The organism is Planktothrix sp. PLAVEN19ND, from assembly GCF_057220675.1.
On sequence record NZ_CM170132.1, the window covers coordinates 3,895,661 to 3,911,295 of the forward strand.

General features: G+C 41.5%; 14 protein-coding genes. 5 read left to right on the forward strand and 9 right to left on the reverse strand.

Annotated elements, in window-relative coordinates:
• Positions 1-95: 95 nt before the first annotated feature.
• From AC2D3N_RS16790 to coaD, 3 genes are all read right to left on the reverse strand, one after another.
• Positions 96-944 carry an ATP-grasp domain-containing protein gene (locus AC2D3N_RS16790; RefSeq protein ID WP_079678473.1) on the reverse strand — a complete coding sequence of 283 codons (849 nt, stop codon included), beginning with the start codon at positions 942-944 and terminating at the stop codon, positions 96-98.
• Between the two features lie 127 nt (positions 945-1,071).
• Positions 1,072-1,716 carry a DivIVA domain-containing protein gene (locus AC2D3N_RS16795; RefSeq protein ID WP_484691543.1) on the reverse strand — a complete coding sequence of 215 codons (645 nt, stop codon included), beginning with the start codon at positions 1,714-1,716 and terminating at the stop codon, positions 1,072-1,074.
• A complete protein-coding gene (coaD, locus tag AC2D3N_RS16800) occupies positions 1,686-2,177 on the reverse strand; it encodes a pantetheine-phosphate adenylyltransferase (protein ID WP_079678471.1) in 492 nt (163 codons plus the stop codon). The genes AC2D3N_RS16795 and coaD overlap by 31 nt, the downstream gene beginning before the upstream one ends.
• A 217-nt stretch (positions 2,178-2,394) precedes the next feature.
• Here coaD and eno point away from each other — a divergent pair, with 217 nt between their 5' ends.
• The gene (gene eno, locus AC2D3N_RS16805; protein ID WP_484691544.1) at positions 2,395-3,684 is read left to right on the forward strand and encodes a phosphopyruvate hydratase; all 1,290 of its coding nucleotides are present in this window, start codon (positions 2,395-2,397) and stop codon (positions 3,682-3,684) included.
• A 75-nt stretch (positions 3,685-3,759) separates the two neighbouring features.
• Complete coding sequence (locus AC2D3N_RS16810; RefSeq protein ID WP_200816745.1) at positions 3,760-4,395, forward strand: hypothetical protein; 636 nt, start codon at positions 3,760-3,762, stop codon at positions 4,393-4,395.
• A gap of 10 nt (positions 4,396-4,405) precedes the next feature.
• On the opposite strand, the gene AC2D3N_RS16815 is transcribed toward AC2D3N_RS16810, so the two are convergent.
• Positions 4,406-5,221 carry a carbohydrate ABC transporter permease gene (locus tag AC2D3N_RS16815; RefSeq protein ID WP_079678469.1) on the reverse strand — a complete coding sequence of 272 codons (816 nt, stop codon included), beginning with the start codon at positions 5,219-5,221 and terminating at the stop codon, positions 4,406-4,408.
• A 271-nt stretch (positions 5,222-5,492) separates the two neighbouring features.
• Between AC2D3N_RS16815 and AC2D3N_RS16820 the strand changes: the two genes are divergently transcribed.
• The 3 genes from AC2D3N_RS16820 to AC2D3N_RS16830 all read left to right on the forward strand — a co-directional run bounded on the left by AC2D3N_RS16820 (position 5,493) and on the right by AC2D3N_RS16830 (position 8,695).
• Positions 5,493-6,185, forward strand: coding sequence for an aldehyde oxygenase (deformylating) (locus AC2D3N_RS16820; RefSeq protein ID WP_484691545.1), 693 nt, complete (start codon positions 5,493-5,495; stop codon positions 6,183-6,185).
• Between the two features lie 211 nt (positions 6,186-6,396).
• Positions 6,397-7,629 (forward strand): RNA-guided endonuclease InsQ/TnpB family protein, encoded by a 1,233-nt coding sequence (locus AC2D3N_RS16825; protein ID WP_484691546.1) that lies wholly within the window; start codon positions 6,397-6,399, stop codon positions 7,627-7,629.
• 40 nt (positions 7,630-7,669) lie between these two features.
• Positions 7,670-8,695 (forward strand): long-chain acyl-[acyl-carrier-protein] reductase, encoded by a 1,026-nt coding sequence (locus tag AC2D3N_RS16830; protein WP_079678467.1) that lies wholly within the window; start codon positions 7,670-7,672, stop codon positions 8,693-8,695.
• A gap of 121 nt (positions 8,696-8,816) precedes the next feature.
• Here the strand turns inward: AC2D3N_RS16830 and AC2D3N_RS16835 are convergent, their stop codons facing one another.
• The 5 genes from AC2D3N_RS16835 to holA all read right to left on the reverse strand — a co-directional run bounded on the left by AC2D3N_RS16835 (position 8,817) and on the right by holA (position 15,634).
• Positions 8,817-9,569, reverse strand: a complete 753-nt coding sequence (locus AC2D3N_RS16835; RefSeq protein WP_484691547.1) for an HAD family hydrolase — start codon at positions 9,567-9,569, stop codon at positions 8,817-8,819.
• A 39-nt stretch (positions 9,570-9,608) separates the two neighbouring features.
• The gene (locus AC2D3N_RS16840; RefSeq protein WP_026787533.1) at positions 9,609-9,764 is read right to left on the reverse strand and encodes a PCP reductase family protein; all 156 of its coding nucleotides are present in this window, start codon (positions 9,762-9,764) and stop codon (positions 9,609-9,611) included.
• A gap of 35 nt (positions 9,765-9,799) precedes the next feature.
• On the reverse strand, positions 9,800-13,045 hold the full coding sequence (locus AC2D3N_RS16845) for a diguanylate cyclase domain-containing protein (protein WP_484691548.1): 3,246 nt from the start codon (positions 13,043-13,045) through the stop codon (positions 9,800-9,802).
• A gap of 520 nt (positions 13,046-13,565) precedes the next feature.
• A complete protein-coding gene (locus AC2D3N_RS16850; RefSeq protein ID WP_079678464.1) occupies positions 13,566-14,549 on the reverse strand; it encodes a hypothetical protein in 984 nt (327 codons plus the stop codon).
• Positions 14,550-14,632: 83 nt separating this feature from the next.
• Positions 14,633-15,634: a DNA polymerase III subunit delta gene (gene holA / locus AC2D3N_RS16855; RefSeq protein WP_484691549.1), complete on the reverse strand. Its 1,002-nt coding sequence runs from the start codon at positions 15,632-15,634 to the stop codon at positions 14,633-14,635.
• Between the last annotated feature and the right edge of the window lies 1 nt (position 15,635).

A 15,635-nucleotide genomic window follows, 5' to 3' on the forward strand; every position in this document is an offset into this window, starting at 1 on the left:
CGGAAAGTACAATTCTGGTTTTAATTGAAAATTAGGTTGAATCATTAAGACCTGTGACAGATTATTAACTTGCACAGGAAAAAATACCTAAAATCCTAGAACAGATTTTTCCTAGATTCAGAGGCTAAAAAAGTCAGCATTTTTTCAAATACTTGGACTGCCAATTTTGGATCGTTATCTCTAGTAAAGATGTCATAATTGGGATGGGAATTAGCCTCAATAAACCAATATTGATCATCTTTGTCTATCGCAATATCTAACCCGGTATAGTTTAAATTTAATTCTTGGAAAATGGGTTGACAAAATGTTTCTATTTCTGATAGAATTTGAGAATTATTAATATGTTTAGCTTGCGCTCCTTCCCAATGTAAAGGGCTTAAATTTCCGGTAAATATTGCCTGACTAATATCTTTTTCATATAGTAGTATTAATTCTTGATTTAAAAAAACGGCTCGATATTCCCGTTGAATTGAAATATATTGTTGAGCGATCGCTACATAGTCATAATCCTTATGATCAATATTAAAAATCTTAGTTAAAGCCGTTTGAATATCCTCAAGATGATCACATAAAAAAACATGGTGTCCACTGGAACCAGCATTGCGTTTAACAATTACGGGAAATTGAAATACCCTCTCAATTTCCTTTGAAATATCGGTAATTGTTCTAAATTTTAAGTAACGTTGATAGTTTTGATCACAATATGGGGAAAGAAAACCTAGGGTTTTTGGAGTTCTAATTTTTTGGTGTAAAATTGAGTAGGTATAGTCTTTATCTTTAAGAATTTTAAAAGTCGATTGATCCACTAAAGGCGTGCTATAATTACAGAAGTAATAATTTTTTCCCAGCTTAACTTTGACTAAATTTTGATCAGAATGAAGAATTTCATAATCAATATTGAGATTCTGGCAAGCCAGGAGTAATAGCCTAATATTATTTAACATAAAAATAGTAGGGAATAAGCAATGGGTAATGGGTTATGGGGGAAAATCTGTAAACGGAAATAGGAGACAACTGAAAAGATGCTATAAATAACGCCTAGGCTATCTCCTAATTCCATTATCAGTAGAGTTACCGCGTTGGATTATTTCCCTGTACTTGTTGGCGACCATTACGAATCACTCGCATCATTTCATTTAACTGTTGTTCGATGCTTCCTAGGACGTGATCGGCATAATCATCGGCACCGTTTTGAATTTCTTCACATTCTGCCATAGTCCGCGATCGCATTTCTTCTAATTCCTGTTGAAGACGATAACGAATTTGTTCAATTTCAGACAAGGTTTGTTGCTGAAGCGTCTCACATTCATGTTGAACCTGTTGACGCAATTGATCCGCCTCAGATTTTGCTTGTTGAATCAAACCCATTTCATTCAATATTCGAGCCGCCCTTTGTTCAGCCACATCGATAATTTCCTGGGCATATTCTTCCGCCTCTTGTAGAATTTCATCCTTATGGCGAACAATAATATCTGACTCTTGAAAAGCACTGGGTAAATTCAATCGAATCAAATCTAATTGATCCAATAATTGTTCTTCATCGACTAAAGTTCGTCGAGTTAATGGAATTCTAGGACTATCGAGAATCATCTCCTCCAGTCGGTTAAGTTCCCGTTGGATATCAATTCCAGGGGAATTACTAACAGAGGTTTCTGGTTCTACACGGAGTCCATTTTGTTCAGGTTCTAGTCTTGGGGTTGATTCCTGGCGTAACATTTATATAGCTCTTTAGCAACGTGATTAGGAACAAGATGATCAACAGAACCTCCAAATCGGGCGATTTCTTTGACAACACTACTAGAGAGGAAACTATATTCCTTTGAGGTTGCCAAAAACACGGTCTCAATTTCTGTTGACAGGGTTTTATTGATATGAGCCATTTGCAGTTCTAACTCAAAATCAGAAAGAACTCGCAGCCCTCGGAGTAAAACTTGAGCATTCCGCAGTTTTGCATAGTCTACCGTTAGACCATCAAAACTGGCTACTTCTAAATTGTTCAGATGTTGGGTTCCGCAGCGAATTTGTTCTATCCGTTCCTCTACGCTAAATAAAGGCTTTTTATTCGGATTTCCCAAGACCGCCACAATCACCTGTTCAAATAGTTTACAACCTCGTTCGATAACATCTAAATGTCCTAACGTAACCGGATCAAAGCTACCAGGATAAAGGGCAATCACTCGTCATGACAAGATGAATATTATTGCCAAATTATAGACCTAAGGGGGAACGGAGCCTTAAAACCCGGTTATGTCTATCAATCTAACCCAAACAAAACCTTAAAATGTTCCAAGGACTGCGACTAGATCAACCCATAACCTGTTAACCTGTCTCTTGTCTCGACTCTTTGAAGCCAACGGACACCTCTGAACGGACTAATAAAGGATAGATATAGATATGTCAGATACCGGAATTCTTACTATTATTGCCCGTGAAATCCTGGACTCTCGCGGACGCCCCACCCTTGAAGCCGAAGTCTACCTCGATAACGGAGCCTATGGACACGCTCAAGTTCCCAGTGGAGCCTCCACCGGAAGCTTTGAAGCCCATGAACTCCGAGATGGAGATAAAAGCCGTTATGGGGGCAAAGGAGTTCTAACGGCCGTTAAAAACGTCAACGAGGTCATCGCCCCAGCCCTGAACGGAGTTAGTGCCCTGGAACAAACCGTCATCGACCAAATCATGCTCGACCTCGATGGTACCCCCAATAAAAGCAACCTCGGAGCTAATGCTATCCTAGGCGTCTCCCTCGCCGTCGCTAAAGCCGCCGCCGAAACCCTGGGTTTACCCCTGTACCGTTACTTAGGCGGCCCCATTGCCAACGTCCTCCCCGTCCCCCTGATGAACGTGATTAACGGAGGTTCCCACGCCGCCAATAACGTTGATATTCAGGAATTTATGATCGTTCCCATTGGGGCTCCCACCTTCAAAGAAGCCCTGCGTTGGGGGGCGGAGGTGTTTGCATCCCTGAGTGATGTCTTGAAAGGCAAAGGACTCCTCGGTGGCGTCGGGGATGAAGGCGGTTTTGCTCCTAATTTGGGTTCTAACCAAGAAGCTCTGGATATTCTCATCCAAGCCATTGAAATCGCGGGTTATAAACCAGGTGAACAGGTCGCTCTGGCTCTGGATGTGGCTGCGAGTGAATTCTATCAAGATGGCGTCTACACCTACGACGGTCAACCCAATAGTGGGGAGCAACTGATTGAATATCTGAGTAAATTAACCGGTCAGTACCCGATTATTTCCATCGAAGACGGTCTGCACGAGGATGACTGGGCTCACTGGAAATCCCTAACGGAAAAACTCGGTAGTAAGGTTCAACTGGTGGGGGATGACCTATTTGTGACTAACCCAACTCGTCTGAAAAGAGGTCTTGAGGAGAAAATAGCGAATTCTATTTTGGTGAAACTCAACCAAATTGGTTCTCTGTCGGAAACCTTAGAAACCGTTGACCTAGCCACCCGCAATGGTTATACTTCCATAATTAGTCACCGTTCCGGGGAAACTGAAGATACCACAATTGCAGACCTGGCCGTTGCCACCCGAGCCGGACAAATTAAAACGGGTTCCCTGTGTCGGAGTGAACGGGTCGCCAAATATAACCGTTTATTACGGATTGAAGACGAACTCGGCGCCCAAGCCGTTTATGCTGGAGCCGTTGGTCTAGGCCCTCGTTTCTCGAAATAATTGGAAAACACCGATAAAACAGTCCAGCCCTGGGCTGTTTTATTAATATTATTAGAAAAAAAAATCAAATTAAACATGAACAGAAACAAGAATATTCAGAAGGGTGCAACGCTTTTCCTAACGGGATTAGCAACGGTGGGTTTAGTTTTAGGAGAAGCGGTATTTTCCTCCGCCAGCGCTGCTCAACAGTTATTTTGTAATGGACGGATGAATAATGGTTGGACTTATTCAGCCCAGTTTCTCAATGGTCGTTTCACAGAAATCCGTTGGGAACGTTCAGGACAGCCCCCCATCGTCTCTAACCTGAGTTTTCAATCCACCAATAACGCCAGACAACCAGTTTATACAGGGTCAATCATGGCAGCCACCATGGTCACTTTAGTTGATTTATCCCGGGGTAATGTGCGACCGGGTTCACAAATATCAGTTACGGCGGAAGAATGGGGAACCAGCACCGGAACCTGTAGTCTCTCCTCGGGTAACTCGACGGGAAACTCCTCTGACTGGTTTACTAATACCAGGAAAAATTTAATTGGTTCTAATGAAAATCAAGCTAGACGTTGGCTCCAAAGAAACAATTTTTTCTTTACTCAAACGGTAGAACATACTAATCGCCGTATCATTGAGCGCTGGAACCGCAATAACCCCAATGGAGTTATTGATGTGATTTTTGTCAATAATAGGGTGTCTGATGTGGTGATGGTTCGTTAATTATATCCTTTTAATTCTTAATTCCGGTGGTGGCAATTCCCCGAATAAATTGTTTTTGTCCGATCAAAAATAATACAATCACTGGAATTGAAGAAATAACCACCGCCGCCATTAATAATTGCCAACTATTGGTATATTGTTCTTGAAATTCAGCTAGAACTAATTGTACAGTTTTTAATTGAGGTTTAGTGGTAAAAATCAGGGGTTTAAATAAATCATTCCATTCCCCAATAAAGGTAAATAAGAATAACGTTACCAGGGCGGGTTGAGCCAAAGGTAACATAATTTCCCATAAAATCTGCCATCGGTTCGCTCCATCCAAGGCGGCGGATTCTTCGAGTTCTACCGGAATTGTCAGGAAATATTGACGCAGGAGAAATATCCCAAAACCATTGGCAGCCGTGGGTAAAATTAAAGCCCAATAGGTATTAAGTAAGTGTCCCCATTTCAAAACCAAAAATATCGGAATTACTAATAACTGAAACGGAATCACCAGAGTGGCTAAAACAATTAATAATAGGGTTTGTCGTCCCCGAAACTTTAAGCGGGCTAACGCATATCCAGCTAAAGCTGAGGTAATCACTTGAAATGCGGTTACTCCTAAAGCCACTAAGGTTGAGTTAGCAAAAGCCAGGAGAAACCGACCTCGATGCCAAGCTTCTTGATAATTAGCCAGGGTAAACTGAGTTTCGGTGACATTGTTGGGGGTGGAAAAGGAGGTCACCAAAACCACCAATAACGGCAATAATACAATCCCAGCCCCCACCATCAATAGACCCCAGCTGCATCCGACTAATATTTTTCCCCCTGGAATTGCTTTTGCCATAAGTAACAAATGGTTGCTATCTTGTTTTGGTTAATAAAAAGTTATGATATTGAATCTGGTCTTCCCTCAAGCTGGATTCAATTCAATGTCCAAGTGCATCCAACGCGGAAAAGACGTGGGTTTTGTGCGAGAATCGCTATAAGCTTAATTAGTTAAGTAGTTTGGTGAAAAAATCAACTCTCCGACCCGATCTTTAAGGATACCTCAAAAGGGGGAAGGGGAGGGCAAGCCAGCAATAATAACTTATTTGTGATGAGGAGATTGTAAACCTATGCCACAGCTTGAAGCCATTGCGATTGACTTCCAATCTGAAACCTATAAAGATGCCTACAGCCGAATTAACGCCATTGTAATTGAAGGAGAACAGGAAGCCTACGACAATTACATCAAGCTGGGTGCAATGTTACCTGAGCAGCAGGAGAATTTGGCGGGTTTAGCCAAAATGGAAATGCGCCATAAGAAGGGGTTTCAGTCCTGTGGGCGGAATTTAGCCGTCACACCGGATATGGAATTTGCCCAGGAGTTCTTTGCTTCCTTACACCAAAATTTTAAGGATGCCGCCGCCGAAGGTAAAGTGGTCACCTGCTTGCTGATTCAATCTTTAATTATCGAATGTTTTGCGATCGCCGCTTACAACATTTACATTCCCGTAGCCGATGATTTTGCCCGCAAAATTACCGAAGGGGTGGTCAAGGACGAATATCTGCACCTCAATTTTGGGGAAGAATGGCTCAAAGCCAACTTGGAAGCCTCCAAAGCGGAACTCGAAGACGCCAACCGCCAAAACCTGCCGATTATTTGGAGAATGCTTAACCAGGTAGCTGATGATGCTCATGTTCTGGGAATGGAAAAGGAAGCATTAGTCGAGGATTTTATGATTGCTTACGGGGAAGCTCTAAGCAATATCGGGTTTTCGACCCGCGATATTATGCGAATGTCCGCCTACGGTCTCACCGCCGCCTAAAATACCCTTGGGATTTTGGAACACATCGAGTAGAGACGTTCCATGGAACGTTTCTACTTTAGACGTTAACTTACACCGCCGGGAAGTCCCCCGCTCTACCTGTAGCCAGGTGAGCGGTGGAAACAGAGGTGGGTCAACGTAGGTACGGAGTTGACCAAATCTTTTTGCAGTATTATGTAGTAATATATTCAGACCAGGAGGTGCAAATCGAGTGCCACATCAAGCTGTACAAGTCCGTCTGTATCCAACTGCATTGCAAGAAGCACATCTAGCCCAAACATTTGGATGTTCGCGCTGGTGGTGGAATTATGCCTTAAATAAATCCGTTCAGGTTTATCAAGATACTGGGTCATGGCTAGGACAGGTAGCACTCAACGCCCTACTGCCTAAGCTCAAAAAAGCCGAAGATACCCTGTGGTTAGCTAATTGTTATAGTCAGGTTTTACAAGCTACAACACTTAATTTAACCACAGCATATAAAAACTTTTTTGAGCAACGCGCAGGTTTCCCCAAGTTTAAGTCTAAACATGGTAAACAGTCAATTCAATACCCTCAAAATGTCAAAATTGTTGATGGTAATGTCAAACTTCCTGGCAATATGGGAATAGTCAAAGCCAAAATACATAGACCAATTGAGGGGAAAATCAAGACGGTAACTATTAGTAAAACACCATCAGGCAAATATTTGGCATCTATCCTGACAGAAATTGAAGGGGAAAACCCTACTATTTCAGAAGGTAAGATTTACGGTATTGATTTAGGGTTAAAACACTTTGCTGTTGTCACTGATGGTGAAAAGGTTTCTAAATACGATCATCCTAAACATCTTGCTAAACATGAGAAAAACCTTAAACGTAAGCAGAAAAAATTAGCGCGTAAACACAAAGGAAGTAAGTCAAGACAAAAGTATAGAAAAATTGTGGCAAAAATGTACGAACGAGTGAGTAATTCCCGGCAAAATTTTTTACATAAACTTAGTCATAAGTTGGTCAGCGATAGCCAAGCTGTCATAGTAGAGAATCTTCATGTCAAAGGCATGGTTCGTAATCACAATTTAGCAAAGGCAATATCTGATTGTGGATGGGGAACATTCACTAATTTTCTAGCTTACAAAATAGAACGAAAAGGCGGTAAGTTAGTTGAGATTGATAGATGGTTTCCTAGTTCCAAACTCTGTTCTAATTGTTTCTATCAAGTCAGTCAGATGCCATTAGATGTTCGTGAATGGACTTGTCCTAATTGTGGTAGTGATCATGACCGAGATGGAAACGCAGCTATGAATATTAGAGCAGAAGGTATCAGAATGCTAAAGACGGATGGTTCAGCCGTTTCTGCTGTAGGAGGGGAGGTAAGACCAAAAGGGGGACGCAAGTCCGTCTTGAGGCATTCGCCTGTGAGTACAGAAGCCGACACTGTACTTGGTACTCCAAGTCAGTGTGGGTAGTTCACACTCTAAAATCCATATTAAAATCTATAGTTGAATCATGTTTGGTTTAATCGGTCATCTTACCAGTTTAGAACACGCCCAAGCCGTTGCCAGAGATTTAGGATATCCTGAATATGCTGACCAAGGGTTAGATTTTTGGTGCAGCGCTCCGCCTCAAATCGTTGATGATATCAAAGTCACGAGTATTACAGGTCAAATCATCGAAGGCAAATATGTAGAGTCTTGTTTTTTGCCCGAAATGTTAGCCAGTCGTCGCATCAAAGCCGCTACTCGCAAAATTATTAATGCGATGGCTCATGCTCAAAAAAATGGAATTAATATCACAGCTTTAGGGGGATTTTCCTCAATTATTTTTGAAAATTTTAACTTAGAACAAATTCAACAGGTTCGGAATATTAAGTTAGAGTTTGAGCGGTTTACCACCGGAAATACTCACACCGCCTATATTATCTGTCGTCAGGTAGAAAATGCAGCGGCTCGGTTAGGGATTGATTTAACTAAGGCTACCGTTGCCGTTTGTGGAGCCACAGGGGATATTGGCAGTGCGGTTTGTCGTTGGCTCAATAGCCACACAGAGGCCGGAGAATTGTTATTAATTGCCCGGGATAAGGAACGTCTTAATGCTTTACAGGAGGAGTTAGGACGGGGAAAAATTATGGGATTAGAAGAAGCCTTACCCCAAGCGGATATTATTGTTTGGGTGGCGAGTATGCCCCGGGGGGTAGAAATCAATCCCGATACCCTGAAAAAACCCTGTTTGCTCATTGATGGAGGTTATCCCAAGAATTTAGCCACAAAAATTCAACATCCTGAAATTTACGTCTTAGACGGCGGAATTGTGGAACACGCCCTTGATATTGACTGGAAAATTATGAAAATTGTCAATATGAAGTTACCCGGACGTCAACTCTTTGCCTGTTTTGCAGAATCAATGTTACTGGAATTTGAGAAAATTTATACTAATTTTTCCTGGGGTCGCAATCAAATTACTGTTGAGAAAATGGAAAAAATTGGTGAGGTTTCAGTCAAACATGGGTTTAAACCTTTAGCTTTACCACTGTAGGAATCAGTCATCAGTCATCAGTTTAAGAGTCATCAGTTTAAGAGTCATCAGTTTAAGAGTTATCAGTTTAGGAGTTATCAGTTTAAGAGTTATCAGTTATTAGTCCTGTTAGTTCAATTTTTCAAGAGAAGTAAGAGGATATTAAGGCTAAATCTAAATAGCATTTTTCGGGAATATTCCCAGCTAATACTGTAAACGGTTGATTCGGTTCACCCAGATGATTTACTACTAAGAGAGCATCGGTAAAATCTTGATTTTTGGTATAATCATTGACGGTAATAATTGTTTTTAATCCCGCTTGTTTAGAAGCTGAAAATCCATGATAGGAGTCTTCAAATACTAAACAATCTGCTGCATTTAATCCTAATTTTTCCAAGACATAAAAATAAATATCCGGGGCAGGTTTTTTTGCAGGAACAATATCCCCGGCGGCAATAATTTCAAACCAATTGGGATGAATGGCTGTATTTTCTAATAAGGCTAAAACATTCGGTAAAGCACTGGTTGTAGCGATCGCTAACCTCATTCCTCCTTCCTGGGCTTCTTGAATCAACCGTTGTACCCCAGGACGCAAAGGAATTGAACCCTGATCTAATAATTTTCGATAATATTCATTTTTTAACTGATGTAGATCCCTAATTAAATCATTTAAGTTGTCTGTTAATAAAAAGTCTGGTTCATAGTGTTCAATATAATAACGAATTCGCTCTTTTCCCCCACCAATTGCTAATAATTTACCATACAAATCTACAGACCAATTCCAAGACAAACCCACCTGAGAAAAGGCTTGATTAAACGCAATTCTATGGCCATCCCGTTCTGTATCCGCTAAAGTACCATCCACATCAAAAATCACCGCTTTGAGTTTTCCCATAATCTTAAATTCAATATTTTTCCTATTCCCTATTCCCTATTAATTAAATTTTTGTTTAGCCTGCTCATAAACCTCAACGGTAATTTGAGTAACGCCTAATTCCTGAGCAAACTTTTCAATCTTTTTCCGAGCCGCTGGACGGACAAAAAAGGGAATTTCTTTCAAACGAGTTTCGGCTTCTGCTGTCCATTCCATAGAATTAATTAAAAAATACAAAAAATCATCTCAATCTATAATATACTGACAACGGCCCGATTTCGTCCCTGGGTTTTCGCCTGATATAGAGCATGATCCGCAGCATTAATTAAATCCAAAGGAAACCGCTCGACCGTAGGAATTAAAGTACAAATCCCAATACTCATGGTTACCCGGTCAGCAACGTTAGAACTACGATGGGGTAGATTAAATTGTTCAAGGACATCTTGAATTTTCTGAGCCACTTGCAACGCCCCTTCCCGATCAGTGTGAGGTAAAATTACCACAAATTCTTCCCCCCCATAACGGGCAACTAAATCAATGGAACGCTGAACACCCTGTTGCAAAGCCTGAGCAACCCGTTGTAAACAGGTATCTCCTTGAGAATGTCCGTAGGTATCATTATATTGCTTGAAATAATCAATATCACAAAGCAATAAGGAAAGCGGGCGTTGCTCTCGGATTAAATGATGCCATTCTTGATTTAAGATATCATCAAAACAGCGACGATTAGCAATTTGGGTCAGTTGATCAACCATGGCTAAATTTTGTAATTGTTGATTAGCCAGTTGTAATTGTTGATGAAGTTCTGATTGGTGAATGGCGATCGCTAACTGAATTGCTAATTGCTGCGTCAGTTCAATTTCTAGGGTTTGCCATTCCCGCGGCTGAGTACAATCATGGACGACTAATAGCCCCCATAAACCCTGGGTTTGTAAGATAATCGGAACCACTAATTTTGCTCGTACTTGTAAAAGTTCTAATAATTCCAAATGACAGGGAGTAAGCCCGGCGGTATAAATATCAGGAGTCGCTTTAATCGTGTTTTTCCAATAGTATTGTCCCTGATTTTCCACAAAATAGCTATCGGTAATTTCCATTTTCAGAATAGCTTTTGTCCCAGGACTTACAGATTCTTTAACCACCATACCACCCCAGTCGGAATTGAAACGGTAAATGATCACCCGATCTGTCTGTAGGAACTGACGCACCTCGGCGGTAGTGGTTTGCAGAATTTCATCTAAATCCAAAGACTGACGAATTCGTTGGGTAATGGTATAAATCATCCGTTCCCCTTCAGCCTGTTGTTTTAAGGTTTCTTCCACTTGTTTACGCGCCGTAATATTGGTAAAAGAAGCCACCACTGCATAGGGTTGGGGTGAGTCGGGAGGAAATAAGGGTTGGGAATTAATCGAAATCCAGGTTAAATTTTTATCGGGTTTATATACTCCCATTATCACATTAAATTGAGGCTTTCCTGTTTGTAAAGTGACCATCGCTGGATGGTTTTCTCCAGGAAAATTTGAACCATCCTCTTGAATGGCTCGCCACCGGGGGTCAATGGAAGTTAAGCCCATCATCTGGTCGGTCGTTAACCCTAAAATATCTTCCGCACTTTGATTACAGGCGGTGATCTGACCATCGGCTTGCTGGAGGACAATTCCTTCAGCCATGGCTGCAATCACAGAGCGATAACGTTCTTCACTTTCCTTCAGATTGGTTTCTACCTGTTGGCGATCGCTAATATCCTCAAAAATATATAACCGTCCAAAATAGTGATCGTCTTGATCTCGAATTTGACTAGAAAAACGGCGAATAGTACGCCCATCAGAAAAAGCAATTGTATCCTCAATTACCGCCCGATTGTCTTGTGATTGCAAGGGTTTACAGGACTCGGTAAAGGCAGGAACATCAGCAATTAAAGGAATACAATCGGGAATAATATCCTTGTTTTTTAAAACTCCTGCTAACATCTGAATTTCTAAGTGTTCAATTCTCCAAATTTTACAAAAAAGATGATTAAAATAGAGAATATTATCCGTCCGATTATCAACAACAAAAAATGCCAAGTTAGACGTATCCGTCATCGAACGTAATAAGGCTTCTTTCCAGCGCAATTCTTGTTCAGTATGCAGATGTTCAATCAAAGCAGTTTGCTGTTCTGTAATATCTTTTTCATTCACAAGAAGCATGGCATTTCCTGTTACTGGATCACGGGTAAAACGCACATCTAAACCATGCCAACGAATACCATTTAAAGTATAAACCTGAGTCTCAATACTAAAAATTGCCCCGGATTGGGCGGTTACGATCGCGGTTTCTCCAATCTTAGGATCGACAAAATGGCGGGCAAAGGCATTATCATGATTGAGATTGGGATAGAGGGTATCGCCATAACACTCAAGAGCGGAGGGATTTTGCATTAAGGGGACACCCTCCAGGGTATATAGGGAAATCATCACGGTGGTATGATTCAGGACTTCAATCGCCCGCAGGGTTTCAGGAGAGCTTTGATTAGCAACTTCTGTAATCCCTTCCACTAACATTGCTATCCGACCCGTTTCAATCTGAATTCCAGAACAAGTACAACGAACTGATATCGGTTTACCTTGGGGGTAAAATGTCCAGGTTTCGGTGATATTTTTTTTGTATTTAAATTGTTGTAAATAAGCGTTTAAACGAATGCGAGTAGCTTCTGAAATATCCTGAAAATTACGTTGAATTAATTCTTCTCGATCAGTAGCATTCCAGATATGAAGTGCGGCAGGGTTAGCCCACCACATTTGTAAATTCTCAATATCAAAAATCCAGACTGGGGTTTGGAGTCGATCTAGCCCATTTAATTCCAGAATTGATATAGCATTATTAGATTTTTCAGTTAAATATTCGTCATCAAGATGAGAACATTGGCAATCGGGTCTGGCGTTTATTTCTTGGATAGGTAGTGATATTCTTTGCGATTTTTGTTGATATAATTGCCGGAGATGGTGATCAGCTTCTCTATATTGAATAGCAATTCCTAATTGCATCGCCATGTGTTGCATAAATTTAATGTCTAGGGTTGTCCACTGACGGGAACTTTGACATTGATGAACAATCAATAAACCCCAAAGCTCGGGTAAGGTTGGAGAAGTTTGAGGCGATGGAGATCTCAGGAGTAAAATCGGGACAACCAGATTGGCGCGGATTTGTAATCGTTGTAAAAGCTCTTTGTAACAAGCTTGAAGCGGCTTAGTCTCTACATCTTCAATTGAGCTAATCTGTCCTCGACGATAGAGGTCTACCCACTTGGCTTGAAAGCAGGGATCATAGATTAGTTGTCCTAAAATTGGTATCCCTTCAGGACTGACGGATTCTTCTGCTACGACCCCATCGCCATCAGGTAAGAAACGATAGACCACAGCCCGATCGCAACCCAAGATTGCCCTAATTCCTTTGACCGTTACGTCTAAAACTTCACCTAATTCAAGCTGTTGGTGAATTTTCTGCGTAAGTGTCATGATTTGATTCAGGGTTTGCTCTGAAGTAAGTTGGGATACCAATAGAAGATCACCAAAGACCATGATAGTAGTAGAAGACTTATATCTTTATTATTAACCACTGCCCCTTTCCCTGCATCGATTCGGTTTAAAACTTCATCAAAATTTGATGAAAACTTAATGAAAAGGGGTCTGCACTTTATTAAAAATTTACAATTGCTCCCGGGCCAAATAATACACTGGCTCAATCTTTAATTAGGTATAACAGTCGCCACATCTATTAGGACATTCTTGAAAGCTAAAAGCTGCTCACAGTAAGTATTTACCTATAGCGAGATTGCCTATTCCCTATTGCCTCTTGCTATACTACCTATTGCCCATAGCAAGATTGCCTAAAAAAAAGGCGGGTAGGTATCAGTTTTCCCTGCTTTTTTAGTATTACTATTGTTTTTTATACCCAGATAAATAACCTTACCAGAAAAAAATTCTGATCACATCTCCGAATTGAAATACAGTTAAAATAGAAACCATCAACTATATTTTAATTGGGAGTAGCAGCAGCTTTTTGTTCCGCTATCTTCTGATTATTAGCATATTGAACGGCCCTATCTTCAGCCACCGTAAACTTAGGATGGGAGTTAGGAACCTTTTTCATCAACTCACTAGCCCGTTTCCATTCCGTTGCCACTTTTGTCCATTCTGCGCGGGTTTGGGCTTTTTGAGCTAAATTTGCGGTAGTGGTTGCGGTTTTAACTGCTTCAGAAAATGGATCAACTGGTGTGGCTGGAGAAGCAGGCGGTTTAGGAGAGGTGGCAGTCGAAGGAGTAGATGAAGTATCGGAGGACTCTGGAGAGGAGGAGGAACCTGTGGGGAGGAAGGGTAAGCGGAAGATTCCGGCAAAATGCAATCCCCCCAAGATGGCCAAAACCGCTAAGACCCCGAACAAGATCATCAACGGTAAAACCTTGCTTTTGGGCTTTTTGGGTTCAACCTGTCGAGTAGTTTCCTCAATTTCCTCATCGGGATCATCATCCTCCTCGGGATTGTAGGCGGCTGCTACATTATTATTATGGTCGGGCAAATATTCATCATCATCGATAATTTCGTCATCATCGATAATTTCGTCGTCAATATTGTAGTCTTCATCTTCATCATCCACCAAAGGCACGGAAGATTCATCCAAAAAGACATCAGCAACTGGCCTGATCACGGGTTCCGGTGGAGTTCTCAGAACAATTTCTTCTTCCCAAACGGGTAAATCATCTCCGAACTGACGCCCATAAACCCGAACGGTGTAAATCGTTTCAACACCGAGGCGATCCATACCATTTCGGACTAATTTAACCAAATCTTTTTGATAGTGAGGAACCTGATCCCCCTCCATCATGACATGGAGACAGCCGTTATCCCGCATGACATCTGCGTTAATTCCTTTAGATTTTAGGGAACGGTTAATCGCGTCTGCGATCACCTTGGGATCGCCCTGTTTAGCCAGTTCCCGTGGGCTTTGATCTTGTGATGACATAGCTAAAATGATTTCACCTGTCCATGACAATGATAGTATCACTCATTAATCGCTGTGCAACTATTTTCTGAAAATTAGAACTTTTATCCCCGTTGAAATAGACGACACAATTCAATAATCTGGGTTTGTAGGGTCGAAAGTTCCTCTCCACCGCGTTTGAGATGGGCTTCTAGTTGCAGCAATAGGGGTAAACTCTGTTGAAATTGCTTGAGTGTGGGAGTTTGGACTTCTTTTTGCAGGAAAAATACCCGGTTAGGGTTGCCAATTTCGGCGGTTTTAGCAATTTCGACTTTATCCCGAACTCCGGTTTCCATCATTAATTTAATCCATAACCAAGTCCGAAACTGACTAACTAAAGTTGCCACAATTTTCAGGGCGGGTTCATTATGTAAAAGTAGATCGGCAATTAACTCTAGGGCTTCGCTAGTTTGTCCGGCTTTAATACAAGTGGCAAGTTTTAGGCTGTTTTGAGTATTGGACTGAACTAATCGGGAAATGTCCTCCACACTCAAGGGTTGATGAGTCTTTCCACTAAAGAGTTGGAGTTTTTCCAATTCGTTATACAGTTGTCGGATATCATTTCCGACTAACTCCGCCAGGAGAGCGATACCATTGGGGGTCAGTTTTACCCCGCGTTCGGTGGCCAGGGTTCTAACTTGCTGTTCTAACTTATCGGTTTCCCAAGGTTTGATCCGCGAAAATTCCCGTAATTCTCCTTTGGATTTACTAATCTGTTCTTCTAAGAGTTTAGTGGATTTTAGCCGTTTATCGGGTTTGTGGGCACTGGTTAATAGTAAGGTGGTGGTATCGGGGATTGCGGGCAGGGTTCGTTCTAATTCCTGATAAACCTCCGTCGGGCATTGCTGCATCAGGGGGGTATCGGCCAACCAAACAAAGCGTCCACCCAACCCAAACGGGGGAGTCATGGCTTGATTGAGTCCCATTGCGATAGAATTTGCTTGATCGGACACAATTCTGTCAGAATTGAAACTATCCCAACTGGGATCAACGACGGCCGATCGCAATCGTTCCACCGCTTGCAATAAGGAAAAGTCATCGTCTCCCCAGTATAGGTAGATTGGCATA